At 52.7% G+C, this 17,946-nt stretch carries 14 protein-coding genes; 7 read left to right on the forward strand and 7 right to left on the reverse strand.

Annotated features, from left to right (window positions below; translation table 11 throughout):
- The first annotated feature begins 358 nt into the window (after window positions 1–358).
- Both AAH450_RS11125 and AAH450_RS11130 read left to right on the forward strand, forming a co-directional pair.
- A complete protein-coding gene (locus tag AAH450_RS11125) occupies window positions 359–2,566 on the forward strand; it encodes a TonB-dependent receptor (RefSeq protein WP_342910256.1) in 2,208 nt (735 codons plus the stop codon).
- A 365-nt stretch (window positions 2,567–2,931) separates the two neighbouring features.
- A complete protein-coding gene (locus AAH450_RS11130; RefSeq protein ID WP_342910257.1) occupies window positions 2,932–3,072 on the forward strand; it encodes a hypothetical protein in 141 nt (46 codons plus the stop codon).
- Between the two features lie 30 nt (window positions 3,073–3,102).
- Here AAH450_RS11130 and AAH450_RS11135 read toward each other — a convergent pair whose 3' ends face one another.
- Window positions 3,103–4,287 carry a beta-glucosidase gene (locus AAH450_RS11135; RefSeq protein WP_342910258.1) on the reverse strand — a complete coding sequence of 395 codons (1,185 nt, stop codon included), beginning with the start codon at window positions 4,285–4,287 and terminating at the stop codon, window positions 3,103–3,105.
- A gap of 154 nt (window positions 4,288–4,441) precedes the next feature.
- On the opposite strand from AAH450_RS11135, the gene AAH450_RS11140 reads away from it, so the two are divergent.
- On the forward strand, window positions 4,442–5,914 hold the full coding sequence (locus tag AAH450_RS11140; RefSeq protein WP_342910259.1) for a phospholipase D family protein: 1,473 nt from the start codon (window positions 4,442–4,444) through the stop codon (window positions 5,912–5,914).
- A 55-nt stretch (window positions 5,915–5,969) separates the two neighbouring features.
- On the opposite strand, the gene mdoC is transcribed toward AAH450_RS11140, so the two are convergent.
- Window positions 5,970–7,094 carry a glucans biosynthesis protein MdoC gene (mdoC, locus tag AAH450_RS11145; RefSeq protein ID WP_342910260.1) on the reverse strand — a complete coding sequence of 375 codons (1,125 nt, stop codon included), beginning with the start codon at window positions 7,092–7,094 and terminating at the stop codon, window positions 5,970–5,972.
- Window positions 7,095–7,364: 270 nt separating this feature from the next.
- On the opposite strand from mdoC, the gene AAH450_RS11150 reads away from it, so the two are divergent.
- The 3 genes from AAH450_RS11150 to AAH450_RS11160 all read left to right on the forward strand — a co-directional run bounded on the left by AAH450_RS11150 (window position 7,365) and on the right by AAH450_RS11160 (window position 11,860).
- The gene (locus AAH450_RS11150; RefSeq protein WP_342910395.1) at window positions 7,365–8,903 is read left to right on the forward strand and encodes a glucan biosynthesis protein G; all 1,539 of its coding nucleotides are present in this window, start codon (window positions 7,365–7,367) and stop codon (window positions 8,901–8,903) included.
- Window positions 8,896–11,454, forward strand: a complete 2,559-nt coding sequence (gene mdoH, locus AAH450_RS11155; RefSeq protein WP_342910261.1) for a glucans biosynthesis glucosyltransferase MdoH — start codon at window positions 8,896–8,898, stop codon at window positions 11,452–11,454. The genes AAH450_RS11150 and mdoH overlap by 8 nt, the downstream gene beginning before the upstream one ends.
- 166 nt (window positions 11,455–11,620) lie before the next feature.
- Window positions 11,621–11,860 carry a YceK/YidQ family lipoprotein gene (locus AAH450_RS11160; RefSeq protein ID WP_342910262.1) on the forward strand — a complete coding sequence of 80 codons (240 nt, stop codon included), beginning with the start codon at window positions 11,621–11,623 and terminating at the stop codon, window positions 11,858–11,860.
- Window positions 11,861–11,910: 50 nt separating this feature from the next.
- On the opposite strand, the gene AAH450_RS11165 is transcribed toward AAH450_RS11160, so the two are convergent.
- The 3 genes from AAH450_RS11165 to AAH450_RS11175 all read right to left on the reverse strand — a co-directional run bounded on the left by AAH450_RS11165 (window position 11,911) and on the right by AAH450_RS11175 (window position 14,864).
- Entirely contained in the window at window positions 11,911–12,309 is a 399-nt protein-coding gene (locus AAH450_RS11165) for a MysB family protein (protein WP_306206450.1), read from the reverse strand.
- A 384-nt stretch (window positions 12,310–12,693) separates the two neighbouring features.
- Window positions 12,694–13,614 (reverse strand): Kdo(2)-lipid IV(A) acyltransferase, encoded by a 921-nt coding sequence (locus AAH450_RS11170; protein ID WP_342910263.1) that lies wholly within the window; start codon window positions 13,612–13,614, stop codon window positions 12,694–12,696.
- Window positions 13,615–13,769: 155 nt separating this feature from the next.
- Complete coding sequence (locus AAH450_RS11175; RefSeq protein WP_342910264.1) at window positions 13,770–14,864, reverse strand: NADH:flavin oxidoreductase/NADH oxidase; 1,095 nt, start codon at window positions 14,862–14,864, stop codon at window positions 13,770–13,772.
- 215 nt (window positions 14,865–15,079) lie between these two features.
- Here AAH450_RS11175 and trhO point away from each other — a divergent pair, with 215 nt between their 5' ends.
- A complete protein-coding gene (trhO, locus tag AAH450_RS11180; RefSeq protein WP_342910265.1) occupies window positions 15,080–16,129 on the forward strand; it encodes an oxygen-dependent tRNA uridine(34) hydroxylase TrhO in 1,050 nt (349 codons plus the stop codon).
- 60 nt (window positions 16,130–16,189) lie between these two features.
- On the opposite strand, the gene AAH450_RS11185 is transcribed toward trhO, so the two are convergent.
- Together AAH450_RS11185 and AAH450_RS11190 are read right to left on the reverse strand one after the other, a co-directional pair.
- On the reverse strand, window positions 16,190–16,762 hold the full coding sequence (locus AAH450_RS11185) for a YceI family protein (protein WP_342910396.1): 573 nt from the start codon (window positions 16,760–16,762) through the stop codon (window positions 16,190–16,192).
- Window positions 16,763–16,784: 22 nt separating this feature from the next.
- Window positions 16,785–17,339, reverse strand: a complete 555-nt coding sequence (locus AAH450_RS11190) for a cytochrome b (RefSeq protein WP_342910266.1) — start codon at window positions 17,337–17,339, stop codon at window positions 16,785–16,787.
- Between the last annotated feature and the right edge of the window lie 607 nt (window positions 17,340–17,946).

The following is a 17,946-nucleotide window of genomic DNA, read 5'->3' on the forward strand; positions in this document are numbered from 1 at the left end:
CATGCTTTTTAATTCAGTACCCCGTTCCCCCTGACCTGGCTACTAACCCCTCAGACGGCATGCTTTTTAATTCTTACCCCATTCACCCTGACCTGGCTACTGCCCCCTGAGACGGTACGCTGTTAATTCCGTATCCCATTCTCCCTGACCTGGCTACTGGCCCTTCAGGCGACATGCTTTTCAATTCAGCATTCTCTTCTGCCTGATCAGGCCAACTCTCCCCGCATACCCCGTGAAAGCCGGTCACTTCCGTTCCCATTAACGCTGCATTTTTGACTTGCAATTAAAACACTTCTGGAGATAATCGCAATCCGAATAATAATGATTATCACTTGTATTAATTTTTCAGGGAATTGTAATGGCGACCCCCTCTTCACATCAGAATGGTTTTAAATTAACGCTACTGGCTGCCCTTATTGGAGCCGCGACTGCACCAGCCTGGGCAGCGAACAGTGACGGCACTGCCGCGAAAAAAGCGGAAAATCCCGAAGACACCATGACCGTAGTGGCTACGCCGGATGAGAACTTCAAAGCTGGCGGTGACCAACTGGTTCCTGCTTATCTGGATGGACAGGTTGCTAACGGTGGACGGTTGGGCATGCTGGGCGAACAGGAAGCCAAAAACGTGCCGTTTAACGTAATTGGCTACACCTCTAAAATGATTCAGGATCAGCAGGCTACAACACTGAAAGATGTGGTAGCCAATGATGCATCAGTACAAAACGTGCAGGGCTACGGTAACTTTGCGGAAACTTATCGCATCCGTGGGTTTGATCTGGATGGCGATGATATGACGCTGGGTGGATTACCGGGCGTAATGCCTCGTCAGGTTGTCTCCACGCAAATGATCGATCGTGTTGAAGTCTTTAAAGGCTCGAATGCTTTAATCAACGGTTCTGCCTCTTCTGGCGTCGGTGGCATGATCAACCTTGAACCTAAACATGCTGAAGAGATACCGCTGACGCGTCTGGGAGTGGATTACACCTCTTCTTCACAGGTGGGAACCACGCTGGATACGGGGCGCCGCTTTGGCGATAACAATCAGTGGGGCGTCAGGGTTAACCTGATGCATCGTGAAGGCGAAACGGCAGTAGACAATGAAAAACGCCGGGCCACCCTTGCCTCATTAGGCCTGGATTATCGCGGCGAAAAACTGCGAACCTCGCTGGATCTGGGTTATCAAAAACAGGCTTACCACGGCGGAAAACTGGGCGTAAACATCAGCGGGGTGGACTTCATACCGGAAGTTCCTCGCGCTACCAGCAACTACAGCCAGGATTGGGTCTACAGCGATCTGGAAAGCGAATTCGGCATGGCGCGTGCCGAATATGATATCACTCCGGAGTGGACAATCTATGGCGCAACGGGTGGGCAGCACTCCCATGAAACGGGCGCTTACGCCTCGCCGAAACTCACCGATGCAGACGGCTCAGCCACCATTGGACGCATGGACACCAACAAAATTGTTGATGCCTTCAGCGGCATGGCGGGGATCCGCGGTAAATTCGACACGGGCGTGGTCAGCCACAGCGTTAATGTTGGTTATGCCGCTCAGACCAAACGCGAAAAAACCGCTTATGGTATGGCGCTGACTCCTTCAGCCACCAATATCTACGACACCACGGCGGTAGCGGCTCCGGCTAACACCTTCTTCGGCGGCGACCTTGACGACCCGCGTCCAACCAGCCGTATCCGCACGGAAGGTTTGCTGCTTTCCGATACGCTGGGCTTTGTTGATGACAAAATCCTGTTAACCGTTGGCGCGCGCCATCAGAAAGTTGTGGTGCGCAACTATGCCTATGGCACGGCAGCTGAAGACACGGATGCACGCTTTACCCAGTCTCGCTGGACGCCCGGCTATGGCCTGGTGGTCAAGCCCTGGGAAACCGTCTCGTTCTATGCGAACCATATCGAGGCCTTACAGCCCGGCGAAACTGCCTCTACGGGGGCGGTTAATGTCGGACAAGTCACCGGGATTTCACTCTCTAAACAGAACGAAATCGGTATGAAAGTCGATTACGGTAATATTGGCGGATCGCTGGCGCTGTTTGAAATCAAAAAGCCGAAAGGCATTATCAACCAGCAAACGAATGTTTTTGGCCTGTATGGTGAACAGCGTAACCGCGGCGTTGAGCTGAACGTCTTCGGCGAGCCTCTCTATGGCGTGCGGTTAAACGGCAGCGCAACCTGGCTTGATCCTGAGATGAGTAAAACAGAAGAGGGCACCTATGACGGCAAAAAAGCTGTCGGCGTGGCGAATTTCTACACCGTGCTGAGTGCGGAGTATGATATCAAACCCGTGGAAGGCCTGACGGCGCTGGCTCGGCTGACCCACTCCGGCTCGCAGTATGCTAACGAAGCGAATACGAAAAAGCTCGACAGCTACACCACGCTGGATCTGGGTATGCGTTACCGGATGAGAATGCAGCAGAATGAGCTGACCTGGCGTCTGGCTGTGGAAAACGTCACCAACGAAAAGTACTGGTCGGGGGTGGAGAGCTATGGCACCTACATCTATCAGGGAGATCCGCGTGAGTTAAAGCTTTCGCTCTCTTACGATTTCTGATCCTCTGGGGCCGCAGCAGCGGCCCGTTTTATTACCCGAAATATATACGTCAGAATAGCGACATAAGCCGGTTCAACGGCTGAATTTACGCGCTTAAGTCTGGCCTTCTGCGAAAAATCTTTATTTCCGGCTTCTCAACAGACTAACCATTTTATCAGGGTCAGACTGTGCTATAGTACAGTCTTCCTGATGTCAGGGGAGAGGGAATGGATTGACAGGGAAAGGTCAAAGCAAAAATATTGCTTCGATATTTTTGTAATTCCCTGAATAGATTATGGATCATCCGGTTTCGCCCAGTGAAGGCGAACCTATAAAATATACTGGCTTCTGACAAGGGACGTTTGGCCAGCAGATGATGATAAAAAATGAACAACCGTTCTGAACACGATTTTCCTGAAGAGCCTCATCTGTCGCTGGACGATGCGCAGTTCGCTATCGTTGCTCTCGCCCTCACGTCGTTTACGCTGATCGTCTTTGTGTTGATCATCACCTTGTGGATGACCTGACCTACCGCCTGCACACGTTTAAGATGGCCTTCACTCAGGAGTGGATTCAGAGGGTGAGGGCCGATCGGCCTGCTTCATCTTGATTAACTGACTGCGGATCTCAAGGGCATAGGGTTCATAAATCGTTCTGTTACCGTTAGCATCGGGCAGACCAAACAGGCCGCCGGGTGAACGCCGCGCGTCCGCCCAGGCAGGGTAGTCAACGGCTGGGAACAGAGAGATACCCTCCACCTGCACGCTGTTATCCAGTGCCGCGCTCGTTTGCTCTACGACATATTTCAGCCAGGGCACGCGCTTGTCACCCTCGGCACCCGTCTCCGCAATCAGCAAGGGGCGCTGGTAACGCTGCCAAATCTCCTCCAGTAAAGAGGAGAGTGAACGATATTCGGGCTGATGCGACTCAAGCGGTTCACCCGTGATATACCACTGATTATCGGGATACCAGGTCACCCCTACAACATCGAACAGGGAAAGATCGCCCCCTAATTCCGGTTGCAGACGGCCACAAAGCATATCCCACGCCTCAAACTGCGCCTCGTGTTGCTGACGGGCATTCTGCTGGCTGGCGTCCGAGCGCTCTGCTGTCGCTACATGAACCAGCGGATCGGTCAGCACAAATTTTGCCGCTGGCAACTCCTCCCGAATAGCGCGCATAGCGGCCAGAGAGGCGCGAACCAGTTGCTGCTTTAATTCTCTGCCACGGCCCGTTACGCCAGGATTAAACCAGGCTACGTCACCTCCGGCCCATGACCAGAAAGAGATCTGATTTATTGGGGTGATAAAGGGGGCGTCAAATCCTTCATCACGCATCAGGCAGGCGGCTGCGCGGGCAAAAGCGGCAAAACGATCTATAAACTCCGGCTGCCAGATATCCAGCCCGGCGGGCCAGCCAAAATGCGCCAGCTCCCAGATCATCTCTATTTCGTGTTTTTTTGCTGCATGTAACATCGGCAAAAAGGTCGACCAGTCATATTCGCCAGGCTGTTTCTCTATCAGATACCAGCGGGCGCCGTCCCTGGCGGTCAGTAAATTTTCTGCCGCCAGTTGCGCATAATCTTTATTAAGTAGCGTATCGTGACCGCTGTTGATCACCAGATCCACGCGCTTGCCTTCGTCACGACAGGCGGTTGAGCAGGCAAAGCTGCCCTGAAAGAAGCTTTTGAACAGCGTTGGCCGGTGACGCTGGGTGGCAGGGGGTAGCGTGTCGGTATTCATGGCATCTTCCTCTTTGCAAGGGCTATCGCAACGCACTGCGCTAAGTCTAGACTACCTGACTAAACTGACCGCAATCATAACTGTTGCATGACAAAGTCACTCAACTGGATTGATAATAGATCCAGCAGGAATTTACCTGAACTAAGGACAATTGATGGCTGAAGTCTACACCCCGGAACCCTACGAGCCAGCCTTTGAGCACTCCCGGCTGACCCGTGCCGTATCGCCGCTGGTGGAAAATCACCCTGAACACAGCGGGATCCATCCTCTTGAAGATGGGCTTGATGCCTTTGCCGCCCGCTATCTGCTGATGAGTATGGCCGAGCATACGCTGGATATTCAGTACTATATCTGGCAGAACGATATGTCTGGCAGGCTGCTGTTCAGCGCCGTGCTGGAGGCTGCCGATCGGGGAGTTAAGGTCCGTTTGCTGCTGGATGATAACAACACCATGGGGCTTGATGAGACGTTAAGTCAGCTCTCTAAACATAAAAATATCCAGATCCGCCTCTTCAATCCCTTTTCTTTTCGTACGCTGCGGGCGCTGGGTTATCTGACCGATTTTGCCCGGCTGAACCGCCGTATGCACAACAAAAGTTTCACCGTAGATGGGGAAGCGACCATTGTCGGCGGGCGCAACGTGGGCGATGAGTATTTTGGCGCGGGTGAAGCGCCACTCTTTTCTGACCTGGACGTGCTGGCTATCGGGCCGGTAGTGAGGGAAGTAGAAAAAGATTTTGAACGCTACTGGATGAGCCGTGCCGTTGAACCCTTTAACAAGGTGGTGGATATTAATGAGGAGCGGGCACAGGCCGCCGTCAGGCTGCCCGAAGCCTGGAGCAGCGATCCACAGGTAGAACGTTATCTGGAACGTATCCACGCTTCCTCCTTTGTTACACAGCTGGAAGCGGGCGATCTGCCGCTGATCTGGGCGAAAACGCGTCTGCTGAGTGACGATCCCCGTAAAGGGCTGGGTAAGGCTAAAGCGGGATCGTTACTGCCGCAACGCATGCTGGAAGTGATTGGCAAGCCTCAGTCGCAGTTCGATATCATCTCTGCCTATTTTGTACCGACCCGCGCCGGTGTGGCGCAGCTGCTTTCGCTGGTGAGAAACGGCGTAAAGATTGCCATTCTGACTAACTCTCTGGCGGCGAATGATGTCTCCATAGTGCATGCGGGCTATGCCAAATGGCGCAAGAAGCTGTTGCGGCACGGCATTACCCTGTATGAACTCAAGCCGCACTCCGACTCGCGTGAAGCCCCCCATGACCGGGGCCTTACCGGTAATTCCGGCTCCAGCCTGCACGCCAAAACTTTCAGCGTGGACAACGAAAAAGTCTTTATCGGATCGTTCAATTTTGATCCCCGTTCAGCCATGCTGAACACCGAGATGGGTTTTGTTATCGAGAGCGAAACGCTGGCCAGCAGCATTCACCAGCGCTTTATCAGACAGATACAGGAGCGTGCCTGGACGCTGCGCCTGGATAAGTGGGGACGGGTGAACTGGGTGGAATACCCTGGCGAAGGTGAAAAAGAGCAGGTTCATAAACATGAACCCCGGACCCGCTTTATGCAGCGGTTGCTGGTGCGGCTGGTGTGGCGTTTACCTATCGAATGGCTGCTTTAAGCAGGCGGCAGGTCGGGTAAATGAGAAGGGCGGAATATATCCGCCCTTTTTTTATTCAACGCTGCGGTTTACCTGAGAACAGGAAGCGCAAAAACGGAATACGCAGGTGGAACTCGTATAGGAGAAACGCGATGCCAAACACAAAGAGCAGCCCGGTAAAGAAGCCCAGGGTGTTACTGGTGATATGAGGCACCACGAAGATACCATACAGAATGGTCAGCGGATGGTGCACCAGGTAGATAAACAGCGAGGCATTGACCAGGTAAGTTACGCGAGGCGAATGTGAATTAAGCAGGCGGTGGCCCAGTGAGAAGACCACATTCACCATCCACAGGCCCATAGTCATGGAAACAATGGCATCAATCTCATAGAGCCACCCTTCGCCTCTGCTGTAAGTCTGGTTCAGCACATAGGCTACGAAAGCCAGCGCGGAGCCGATAAACGTCCAGGGCACAGGTTTTACAAACAGCGCCTTAAGCGCCGGATATTTCCAGGAGAGGGCGCCCAGCACAAAAAACGGCAGGAAGAACAGGGATTGCATTACCGCATAGTTAAAAAGCCCGTCGCCTAACATCAGCGGAGCATAAAGGAACAACAGATGGCGAATCGCTCCCCACGCGAGGGCGCAAAGCAGAATGGCAAAAGTTAATTTCGTCCAGGTGACGTCGGAATAGTCTGTTTTTGCACCCTTACCGTCACGCAGCCATCTGAATAACCACAGACCCAGGGTGGTGAGAACCACCAGCACCAGCAGGAACCAGAGGTGCGAGATCAAATCCCACGCCAGGGCGTTAAATTTCTGGTAAAGAGAGAAGCCATGCCAGTCACCAATCTTGGTGGTCCAGGCCTTAATCATAAAGAACTGCGGCAGCGTCAGAAGAGGGATGGCCGCCAGCATAGGGATACCCACGCGTTCCAGCCTCACTTTCAGCCACTGTCCGGAACTGTAGCGCAGATAAAGCATGTAGGAAAAATAGCCAGAAATGACGAAAAACACCTGCATGCGGAAAGCATGAATAAAATCATTTAGCAGGGTAAGCCATTCTGAAGGTGCTGGACTGTTAACCGACCAGAGCTGCGTGGAATAAATCAGGGAGACGTGAAAGGGTACGCCCAACAACATTAAATAAGCCCTGATTGAATCAAAAAAATATTCTCTTTCCTGTTTCTTAGTCGTCATAATCATCCAATATTCAACACGTTATTGCAGTGGTTCACCCTGAACCACGCTAAAGCTTAACGCTCACTTTAGGCGAGAATTTGCGAGTATACTATCAGGCTAATCTGTATCCGCTAAGCACTTGAGAACAGGGCGCTTACAGCAGAGAAGGCGAGGAACTAAATCATTGCCGAGCTGTCGGAATGCTGAATAATCCATTAAGATGGGTAGGATTGATTTAAGCACACGAAAGGGGGGGATGTGCTGATTAAAATGAAAAATAAGCCAAAACTGATGAAATTGCGCTGGCTTGGCGTAACGGTTTTGCTGTCAATGTATGCCAGCTCAAGCTGGGCATTCAACATTGATGATGTAGCAAAGCAGGCAAAAGATTTGGCTGGGAAAGGGTATGAAGCGCCGAAAAGCAATTTGCCTTCCCAATTGCGCGAGATGAAATATGCGGATTATCAGCAGATTCAGTTCAATCGTGATAAAGCCTACTGGAGTAAGCTGAAGACCCCATTCAAGCTTGAGTTCTATCATCAAGGAATGTACTTCGACACGCCGGTGCAGATTAATGAAGTCACCGCTTCTACGGTTCGACAGATTAAATATTCACCCGATTACTTTAACTTTGGCAACGTAAAGCACGATCCGGAAACGGTGAAAAATCTCGGTTTTGCCGGGTTCAAGGTACTTTACCCGCTGAACAGCAAAAACAAGAAGGATGACGAGATCACCAGCTTCCTGGGCGCGAGCTATTTCCGGGTTATTGGTGCAGGCCAGGTGTATGGTCTCTCTTCTCGTGGTCTGGCTATTGATACGGCGCTGCCGTCCGGTGAAGAGTTCCCACGCTTTAAAGAGTTCTGGATTGAACGTCCAAAACCTTCTGATAAGCATCTGGTGATCTATGCACTGCTGGACTCTCCGCGGGCAACAGGGGCTTACCGCTTCCTGATTACCCCAGGTAAAGAGAGCACCGTAGACGTGCAGTCTAAAGTTTACCTGCGCGATAAAGTTGGCAAGCTCGGCGTGGCGCCGCTGACCAGTATGTTCCTGTTTGGGCCGAATCAACCTTCGCCAAACCTGAACTTCCGTCCGCAGTTACATGACTCCAACGGTCTCTCTATCCATGCCGGCAACGGCGAATGGATCTGGCGTCCGCTCAACAACCCGAAACATCTGGCGGTCAGCACCTTTACCGTCGAGAATCCGAAAGGCTTTGGGCTGTTGCAGCGCGGACGTGACTTCGACCAGTACCAGGATCTGGACGATCGTTACGATCTCCGTCCAAGTGGCTGGATTGAACCGCAGGGTGACTGGGGTAAAGGCCGCGTAGAGCTGGTCGAGATCCCAACGGCCGACGAAACCAACGACAATATCGTTGCGTTCTGGACGCCGGAAAACCTGCCGGATCCTGGCAAAGAGATGAACTTTAAATATCGTCTGCACTTCACCCGCGACGAGAGCCAGCTGCATTCGTCAGATTTGGCCTATGTGAAAGATACGCTGCGTTCAACGGGCGACGTGAAACAGTCTAACCTGGTCCGCCAGCCTGATGGCACCGTAGCCTTTGTGGTGGATTTCACCGGTCAGGAGATGAGTAAGCTGCCGGAGAACACCCAGGTTACGCCGCAGGTCAGCATCGGTAACAACGGTGAGCTGGTGGAAAACAGCGTACGCTATAATCCGGTCACTAAAGGCTGGCGTCTGGTTATGCGTTTACGCATTAAAGACAACAAGCAAGCTACCGAAATGCGTGCTGCGCTGATGAACGGTGATAAGACGCTGACAGAAACCTGGAGCTATCAGTTGCCTGCCAATGAATAAGCCTACTGCACTACCCACTGACTATATTGATGCGTTGCCCCTTTCCCCGGAGCGGAAAGGGGCGCTGCGTGAGACGCTGCCTGAACAGCCTGAAGAGGCGTTTGTTCAGCTGCACCACTCGCTGGCGGAAGGCGCCCCTGTAGAGGCGCGTCCCGACGACGCGCCGCTGGAGTCGGTCAAATCACGCATTGAGATGAGCTGGCCAGATTCGCTGGGCAACGGGGAACAGTTCGACACCGATGAACTCAACCGTACCACGCTGAAGGCGATGCCTCGTCACACCCGCTCCTCCATGTATCCGGAAGCCTGGCGCACCAACCCGGTTGCGCGCGCCTGGGATTCCGTCCGTGGCCGTAAATCCACCCATCGCTATGCCAATGCTGAAGAGCAGCGGCAGGAAGATAAGTGGCGACATGTAGGCTCGATCCGCCGCTATATATTGCTGTTGCTGACCATTGCACAGACTGTTGTAGCAACCTGGTATATGAAAACCATTCTCCCTTACCAGGGCTGGGCGCTGATCGATCCTATGGAGATGACCAATCAGAACTGGCAGCAGTCGGTATTGCAGATCCTGCCTTACGTGCTGCAAACAGGGATCCTGTTCCTGTTCGCGGTGCTGTTCTGCTGGGTCTCTGCCGGGTTCTGGACGGCTTTGATGGGCTTCCTGCAACTGATGATGGGCAAGGATAAGTACAGTATCTCCTACGGTCTGAACGGTGATGAGCCAATCAACCCGGAGCACCGTACGGCGCTGATCATGCCAATCTGTAATGAAGATGTGGAACGCGTATACGCGGGTCTGCGCGCCACCTGGGAATCGGTGGTCAGAACCGGCGAACAGCAGAACTTTGACGTCTACATCCTGAGCGACAGCTACAACGCCGATATCGCCCTGGCCGAGCAGAAAGCCTGGATGGAGCTGGTGCGTGACGTGGGCGGAGAAGGGCGCATTTTCTATCGCCGTCGCCGTCGCCGCGTGAAGCGTAAAAGCGGCAACATCGATGACTTCTGCCGTCGTTGGGGCAGCCAGTACAGCTACATGGTTGTGCTGGATGCGGACAGCGTGATGAGCGGTGAATGTCTGACCGGTCTGGTGCGCATGATGGAAGCTAACCCGAACGCCGGGATTATCCAGTCTTCGCCAAAAGCGTCAGGCATGGATACGCTCTATGCCCGTTGCCAGCAGTTTGCTACCCGCGTATATGGCCCGCTGTTTACCGCTGGCCTGCATTTCTGGCAGCTTGGGGAATCCCACTACTGGGGGCATAACGCCATTATCCGCGTTGCGCCGTTTATTGAACACTGTGCGCTGGCGCCGTTGCCAGGCGAAGGCTCGTTTGCCGGTTCCATCCTCTCCCACGACTTCGTGGAAGCGGCGCTGATGCGTCGTGCGGGCTGGGGCGTGTGGATTGCTTACGATCTGCCCGGTTCTTATGAAGAGCTGCCGCCAAACCTGCTGGATGAGCTGAAGCGAGATCGCCGCTGGTGTCACGGTAACCTGATGAACTTCCGTCTGTTCCTGGTAAAAGGAATGCACCCGGTTCACCGTGCGGTATTCCTGACAGGGGTGATGTCCTATCTCTCTGCGCCGCTGTGGTTTATGTTCCTGGCGCTCTCAACCGCGCTACAGGTGGTGCACACGCTGATGGAGCCGCAGTACTTCCTGCAACCCCGACAGCTGTTCCCCGTCTGGCCGCAGTGGCGTCCCGAGCTGGCGATAGCGCTCTTCTCCACCACTATGGTTCTGCTGTTCCTGCCGAAGCTGCTCAGTATCATGCTGATCTGGTTTAAAGGTGCGAAACAGTATGGCGGCGTGATGCGTGTCACTCTCTCTCTGTTCCTGGAGATGTTGTTTTCGGTCTTGCTGGCACCGGTGCGTATGCTGTTCCATACCATTTTTGTGGTCAGCGCCTTCCTGGGCTGGGAAGTGGTCTGGAATTCACCGCAGCGTGATGATGACGCCACCCCCTGGAGCGAAGCGTTCAAGCGCCACGGCTGGCAGATGGCGCTGGGTATCGTCTGGGCAGCAGGAATGGGCTGGCTTGACCTGAACTTCCTGTGGTGGCTGGCACCGATCGTCTTCTCGCTTATCCTGTCGCCTTTTGTTTCGGTCTACTCAAGCCGTTCTACAACAGGTAGCGCCTCTAAACGCGCCAAACTGTTCCTGATCCCGGAAGAGTATGATCCGCCAAAAGAGCTGATGGATACCGACCGCTATCTTGAACTGAACCGCGAGCGCGCGCTGAAGGATGGCTTTATGCATGCGGTGTTTAATCCGTCATTTAACGCCCTCGCCAGCGCGATGGCCACCTCCCGCCACCTGAAAAGTGATGTGCTGGAGTTCGCCCGCGATCGTCAGGTTGATCAGGCGTTAAGTGAATCACCGGCGAAGCTGGACCGCGATCGTCGCCTGACGCTGCTCAGCGATCCGGTGATGCTCTCAAGGATGCATTACCGCTTGTGGCAGCATGCCGACAAGTATCACGACTGGTTCGATTACTATAAGTCGCTGAAAATGAATCCGCAGGCGATCCAGACAAAACCTTAAAGGTTGAAAAGCATAAAGGCCGGGAAGCTCTCCCGGCCTTTTTTTATGTTTTACCCGGCGGAGAGAATGACAAAAAGCTGACGGAAATTTTACCTGTTTTGCCTGAACGGCAGGGCCGGGTTACTCTACACTAGCGTGTTGTTTTACAGATAAAGGGATAAGGGTGATGAAGATACTATTCCGCAGCCTGCTGCTCGCCCTGAGCGTGCTGGTGCTGAGCGGCTGTGGCAGCATTATCAGCCGCACTTTTCCAGGGCAGGGGCAGGGTAATCATTATTATCCCGGTGTGCAGTGGGACGTTCGTGACACGCCCTGGCGCTTTCTGACGATTATCGATCTGCCGCTGTCACTGGTGGTCGATACGCTGTTATTGCCTGTTGATGCGCAACATGGCCCTTACGAATAAGTAGCCCGGCAAAATTTACCGGGCTGAGAGGTTTGCGCTATCGGGCAGGATTACTGGTAGCGGTCAGAGTCGCTGTTGTCATCTTCCCATTCGTCCGCTGCGGCCTTGCCTTCTTCCGTATCCAGTGGCGGCTCAAGCTGGAACTCCCCTTCGTCCCACTCGTGCAGCGTATTTTCAGGTAACCACTCCTGACGCAGTTCAATCTCGTCGAAGTCGTCATCAAAAATAGCCTGAGCTGCTTCGCCGCTGCGCAGAGAGAGGCACTCTCCTTCGTCACCCTCATTGGTAAAGAATTCGGCCTGCCACATGATATCGCCATCCTGCATCACATACTTTTGCAGGTTGAACTGACCAACCGAAGCATCAGCTTCTTCCACTTCCGGGTTTGCCGCAAGGTACTCTTCACGCGCGGCGTCTATGGCCTCTTCCAGCGTTGCAAACATGCTCATGGGGATTTCTCCATAACTTCATTTTCAGGTTTTAGAAGGATAGTCGAAGTTTGGCCAGGGGAAAACCTGAGAGCAAAAAAAGTTATAATATGAATTTATCATGATGTTTCAGCGAGTTACTGATGAGGTCGCGGCCGGAAAAGCCGATGTTCAGATTTCCAACAAACGCGGCGCAAAGGCAGATTACTGTCCGCATGCCGGTAAGAGAAGGTTCGGGTGAAAAGGCAGCAAGCGGGCTGAAGGTGGCAATGAACAAACTTTTGCCAGTAAGGTGATGTGAGAGAAGCGTTAGCGGAAGGTAGTGCAGCCTGCGTGACCATTTATCCGCCTCCTGAGGGTGACAGCAAACAGCCAGCCACCCTCAAAACAGGCAGAGGATAAGAACTAATAGAGTGAGGCTTCGCCAGCCGGACGGGTTTTAAAGCGGCGATGGAGCCACATATACTGCTCGGGTGCCATCAGTACGCCATGCTCAACAACCTTGTTCATGCGCGCAGCCGTGGCTGCCTCATCATCCAGCGGCATCGCCTGCTCTTCCGGCAAAATCACCATTTCATACCCTTTGCCGTGCGGCAGACGGCGCGGCACAAAGGGGATAACGGCAGGCTGACCGCTACGGATAAGCAGATAGCTGCCTTTGGTTGACGCCGCTTTTTCCACGCCAAAGAAGGGAACGAAAACGCTGCTTTTAGGGCCGTAATCATGATCGGGCGCATACCAGATGATGTCGCCGTTTTTTAAGGCGCGGATCATCCCCTTCAGATCTTTGCGATCCAGCATGCTTTTATTGGATCGCATCCGGCCCCAGGTTTGCAGCCAGTCGATAAGCGCATTGTCATTTGGGCGATAGACGCCAATGCCGGGGTTATGAATACCAAAAATGCGGGCGCCCAGCTCCAGAGTCAGAAAGTGCATGCCAATCAGCAGTACGCCTTTGCCCTCCCGATGCGCCTTTTCAATATGCTCCAGCCCGCTGACATGAAACCATTTTCTGATGCGCCAGTCAGGCCAGAACCAGGCCATGCCGGTTTCAATCAGGCCCATGCCGACCGATTCAAAATTACGCACCACCATCGCCTCCCGTTCTGCTTCCGGCATAGTGGGGAAGCATAACTCCAGATTACGGCGCGCTACCTCTACGCGGCGCGTAATAAAATGCATGGAGAGTCGCCCAAGAGTGCAGCCAAGATAATAGAGCACGGGGTAGGGCAGCAGAACCAGCAGGTAGAGTAAACCTATACCTGACCAGGTAAACCAATAACGGGGATGCAACAACGCACGCGTAAATTGAGGCAACTGAGTCATGAGTTTCCAGTTCGAAAAAAAGGGGCATCATTATGCTGCCCGTGATTTTTTATTTATGGCCTATTGTGCCATTTTTTGGCACCGAACTGAAATAACCCGCTACGGAAGGGCCACTCTGGATGCCGCCCGCCACAACCGGGAGAGCGGCGAATGGCTTACTGGTTAAACAGCCCTTTGACCTCATGAGGTTCACAGCGCCAGTACTGTTCAGGGGCGTGAACTTTCGCACCCAGTTTAGCTGCCGCATGCCATGGCCAGCGCGGGTCGTACAGCATCCCGCGAGCCAGAGCGACCATATCGGATTGCTTGTTGGTCAGCAGCGCTTCAGCCTGTTCCGGCTCGGTAATCAATCCTACGGCAATGACCGGGATATCCACCACTTCTTTGATCGCTTCGGCAAAGGGCACCTGATAGTTCGGCCCAACTGAAATCTGTTGTTCAGGCGACAGGCCGCCGCTGGAAACATGGATATAGGCACATCCTTCTGCTGCCAGGGCTTTGCTCAGCTCAATCGACTGTTGCAGATCCCAGCCGCCGTCAACCCAGTCCGTGGCGGAAATTCTGACGCCAACGGGTTTATCAGCCGGGAATACGCGGCGAACTTCGCGGAAAATTTCAAGCGTCAGACGCATTCTGTTCTCAAGCGAACCGCCATATTCATCTTCCCGCTGGTTAGAGAGAGGGGAAAGGAACTGATGGAGCAAATAGCCGTGTGCGGCATGCACCTCTACCAGGTCCAGGCCCAGACGATCGGCACGCAGAGCGCTATCCACAAACGACTGCTTAATCTCTTCAATACGCGCTTTGGTTAATGCTTCTGGCGTGCCGTCTTCATCATTATAGGGCAGCGCTGAAGGGGCGGAGGTCTGCCAGCCGCCTTGTTCCGGCTTCAGGAAGCCGCCGCCACGCCACGGCACATCCGTAGAGGCTTTGCGACCGGCATGAGCCAGCTGAATACCAACAGGCATAGGGGAGTAGTGACGCACATCCTTCAGCACGTCGCCCAGCGCCTGTTCAGTCTCATCATTCCAGAGACCTAAATCCTGCGGTGTAATCCGTCCCGCGGCTTCAACGGCAGCGGCTTCAATAATCAGTAAGCCAGCTCCCGAGAGCGCAAGATTGCCCAGGTGGATGCGATGCCATGCCGTAGCTTTACCCGCGTCTGCGGAGTACTGGCACATAGGGGCAATGGTGATACGGTTTTCAAGCGTTAACTTCCCCAACGTAATGGGCGTAAAAAGTTGGCTCATGCAATTTCTCCGGTGGGTTTAACAGACTGACGCTAAAGGCTAACTATAGGTAAAATTTTTTGTGATGTTGAACAGGGTATGCTTTTAATCAGCTGACTGGCGCTTTTTTGCCCGTCGGAAAGCCGCTGTGGCATAAAGTTTTCGGTTTGCATCCTCTGGCAATCAGGTATGATAGCGCCCGCAAAAATTCTCTCTTGAACGCAGGAACGTACACCATGCCAGTGTTACATAACCTTGTTTCCAATGAAGAGCTGAAAGCGCGCATGCTGGCCGAAACCGAACCGCGTACCACAGTCTCTTTCTACAAATATTTTACCCTCGACGATGCGAAAGCTTTTCGTGATGCGCTCTATGTAGCGTTGACCAAATTAAAGGTTTTTGGCCGCGTCTATGTTGCCAGCGAAGGCATTAACGCCCAAATCAGCGTGCCAGCCAGCCAGTATGAAGCGATGAAAGCGATGCTCTATGCTTTCCACCCGGCGCTGAATAATCTCCGCATGAACATTGCGCTGGATGATGATGGAAAGTCGTTCTGGGTGCTGCGCCTTAAAGTGCGTGAGCGCATCGTGGCGGATGGCATTACCGATGAAACCTTTGATGCCAGCGATGTCGGGGGCTATCTGAAGGCGGGTGACGTTAATGCCATGCTGGATGACCCGGACGCGGTGTTTGTGGATATGCGTAACCACTATGAATATGAAGTGGGGCATTTCGACAACGCGCTGGAGATCCCGGCCGATACTTTCCGCGATCAGCTGCCGATGGCGGTGGAGATGCTGAAAGAGGAAAAAGACAAAAAAATCGTGATGTACTGCACGGGCGGTATCCGTTGTGAAAAGGCCAGCGCGTGGATGCGTCATAACGGCTTTGAAAACGTCTATCACATTGAGGGCGGTATTATTGAGTACGCACGCCGCGCTCGTGAGCAGGGCTTACCTGTACGCTTCAGGGGCAAAAACTTTGTCTTTGATGAGCGGATGGGTGAACGTATTTCAGACGATGTTATCGCCCACTGCCATCAGTGTGGCACCCCGTGCGATACCCACGTCAACTGTAAGAATGATGGTTGTCATCTGCTGTTTATTCAGTGCGACAGCTGTGCAGAGAAGTATCAGGCTTGCTGTAGCCCAATCTGCATGGAAGAGCTGGCCTTAACGCCGGAAGAGCAGCGCGCACGTCGCGCGGGCCGTGAAAATGGCAATAAGATTTTTAATAAGTCCCGCGGCAAGCTCAGCATGACGCTGAAAATTCCTTCCGGGGAATAAAGGGATCGGGCCGGTTATCTGCAACCGGCCCGAAACTTATTTACGACTGTTTTCTCTCTGCTACTGACGGATCCCCTCAACAGAGATCATCAGCTCCACATCCTGAGAAGCTGGCCCTAAATCGGTAGTGATATTGAAATCTTTCAGGGCAATTTTCGTTTCTGCTGCAAACCCTGCGCGATAGCCTCCCCACGGATCTTTGCCTTCACCCAGTTTTTTCGCTTCCAGCGTCACGGGTTTGGTGACGCCATTCAGCGTCAGGTTGCCGGTAATATCCAGTTCATCCCCATCCTTTTTCACGCTGGTTGAGACGAAGGTCGCCTGTGGGAATTTCGCCACATTGAGGAATTCTGCGCTGCGGAGGTGCTTATCGCGCTCGGCGTGATTGGTATCCACGCTGTTGGTATTCAGCGTAACGTTCACCTTATCTTTGGCGGGATCGGCCTCGTCAAATGTGAAGCTGCCGTCAAAATCCCTAAAGGTGCCATACAGCCAGCTGTAACCCAGGTGCTGAATGCGGAACTGCACAAAAGCGTGCTGCCCCTGTTTATCAATTTTGTAGTCGGCGGCGGAAGCCGCGCCACTGCCCAGCAGTAAAACAGCGGCGGTCAGACCTGTCAGGCTTTTCTTCAACATAGTGTGTTCCTTTCAGAGGTTAATCAACACGGCTACCCAGCATTCGCTTAAGCGTGCTGTCGCCGTCAATAAAATGGTGTTTCAGAGCAGCTAAGCCGTGCAGCACGGAGAGGATCACCACGCTCCAGGCCAGCCAGAGATGAATATCACCGGCCAGATCGGCCTGCTCGCCAAATCCTTCCAGCGTGGCAGGCACAGATAGCAGGCCAAAAACTTCAATGGGTTTACCGTCGGCAGTTGAGATCAAATAGCCGCTGATAAAAATGGCGAACAAAATACCATAGAGCAGCAGATGGACTGCCAGGGCGCTGATACGGGTAAGGGCGGAGTAACTGCTAAGGGGGGCCGGAGGGGGCGAGAAAAAACGCCAGATTACCCGAAAGATCATCACCACAAAAAGCGTGATACCAATACTTTTATGCAGCTCCGGAGCAGGGTGATACCAGCTGTCGTAATAGCCCAGCGTAACCATCCAGAGGCCCAGCGCAAACATGCCATAAACCGCAAGGGCGACCAGCCAGTGAACTACCAGGCTGACAGAACCAAAACGAGTAGGGGTATTTTTTAACAGCATAGCTATTCTCTGCCCGATTATTTTTTGCCAAGACTGACCGGACGAAAACATAAAAGCAATCAATTATTACATGATGTAAGTAAATAATGTTTTTTATTCAAAATAATTGATCAAATATCAGGATAATGAGCATAAATATTGTTAGCTTTAAGCCTGTCATCTTATTTAGTCGCTTTTAAACAGCTCGTTAACCACCGCATCTGTGAAAATAATTTGTCGGTAAATTTGATATAAATATAAATTTTTGTCAGCGTTTTGTCACTTTATGTCAGGATTGGGTGTCGTGAATGGTTAATTTAGTTCATTAAAGGGGCGAGGAACAAATAACAGAGACAAGTGGAGGTCAGACCAGTGCGGTGAAAGAGGATTACGCCAGATTTGGCGCTGAAAGGAGTGTACATAATAAATATTATGCAGAATAAAAGCGATAACTGTCACAAACTTGAAAAATAAGAGACTGTCGTATAGAGTCAGTAAGCGTAAAGAGATGTCGTTAATGCGTAAATTTACGATTTATTTTGCTGCTTTATAGCTTTCTTTCCCTTCTTTACTTCTGTGCTGGCAACGAAAGCTATGACGCTGCTCACTACCATCAGGCACCACGGAG

This window comes from Erwinia magellanica (genome assembly GCF_039023495.1).
Taxonomy (GTDB): Bacteria; Pseudomonadota; Gammaproteobacteria; order Enterobacterales; family Enterobacteriaceae; genus Erwinia.

Coding starts and splice junctions, on each gene's coding strand:
- AAH450_RS11140 (WP_342910259.1), top strand. CDS start 4,442: ATGGCTGAAGTCTACACCCCGGAACCCTACGAGCCAGCCTTTGAGCAC.
- AAH450_RS11130 (WP_342910257.1), top strand. CDS start 2,932: ATGAACAACCGTTCTGAACACGATTTTCCTGAAGAGCCTCATCTGTCG.
- AAH450_RS11160 (WP_342910262.1), top strand. CDS start 11,621: ATGAAGATACTATTCCGCAGCCTGCTGCTCGCCCTGAGCGTGCTGGTG.
- mdoH (WP_342910261.1), top strand. CDS start 8,896: ATGAATAAGCCTACTGCACTACCCACTGACTATATTGATGCGTTGCCC.
- AAH450_RS11190 (WP_342910266.1), bottom strand. CDS start 17,339: ATGCTGTTAAAAAATACCCCTACTCGTTTTGGTTCTGTCAGCCTGGTA.
- AAH450_RS11165 (WP_306206450.1), bottom strand. CDS start 12,309: ATGAGCATGTTTGCAACGCTGGAAGAGGCCATAGACGCCGCGCGTGAA.
- AAH450_RS11170 (WP_342910263.1), bottom strand. CDS start 13,614: ATGACTCAGTTGCCTCAATTTACGCGTGCGTTGTTGCATCCCCGTTAT.
- trhO (WP_342910265.1), top strand. CDS start 15,080: ATGCCAGTGTTACATAACCTTGTTTCCAATGAAGAGCTGAAAGCGCGC.
- AAH450_RS11175 (WP_342910264.1), bottom strand. CDS start 14,864: ATGAGCCAACTTTTTACGCCCATTACGTTGGGGAAGTTAACGCTTGAA.
- AAH450_RS11125 (WP_342910256.1), top strand. CDS start 359: ATGGCGACCCCCTCTTCACATCAGAATGGTTTTAAATTAACGCTACTG.
- mdoC (WP_342910260.1), bottom strand. CDS start 7,094: ATGACGACTAAGAAACAGGAAAGAGAATATTTTTTTGATTCAATCAGG.
- AAH450_RS11135 (WP_342910258.1), bottom strand. CDS start 4,287: ATGAATACCGACACGCTACCCCCTGCCACCCAGCGTCACCGGCCAACG.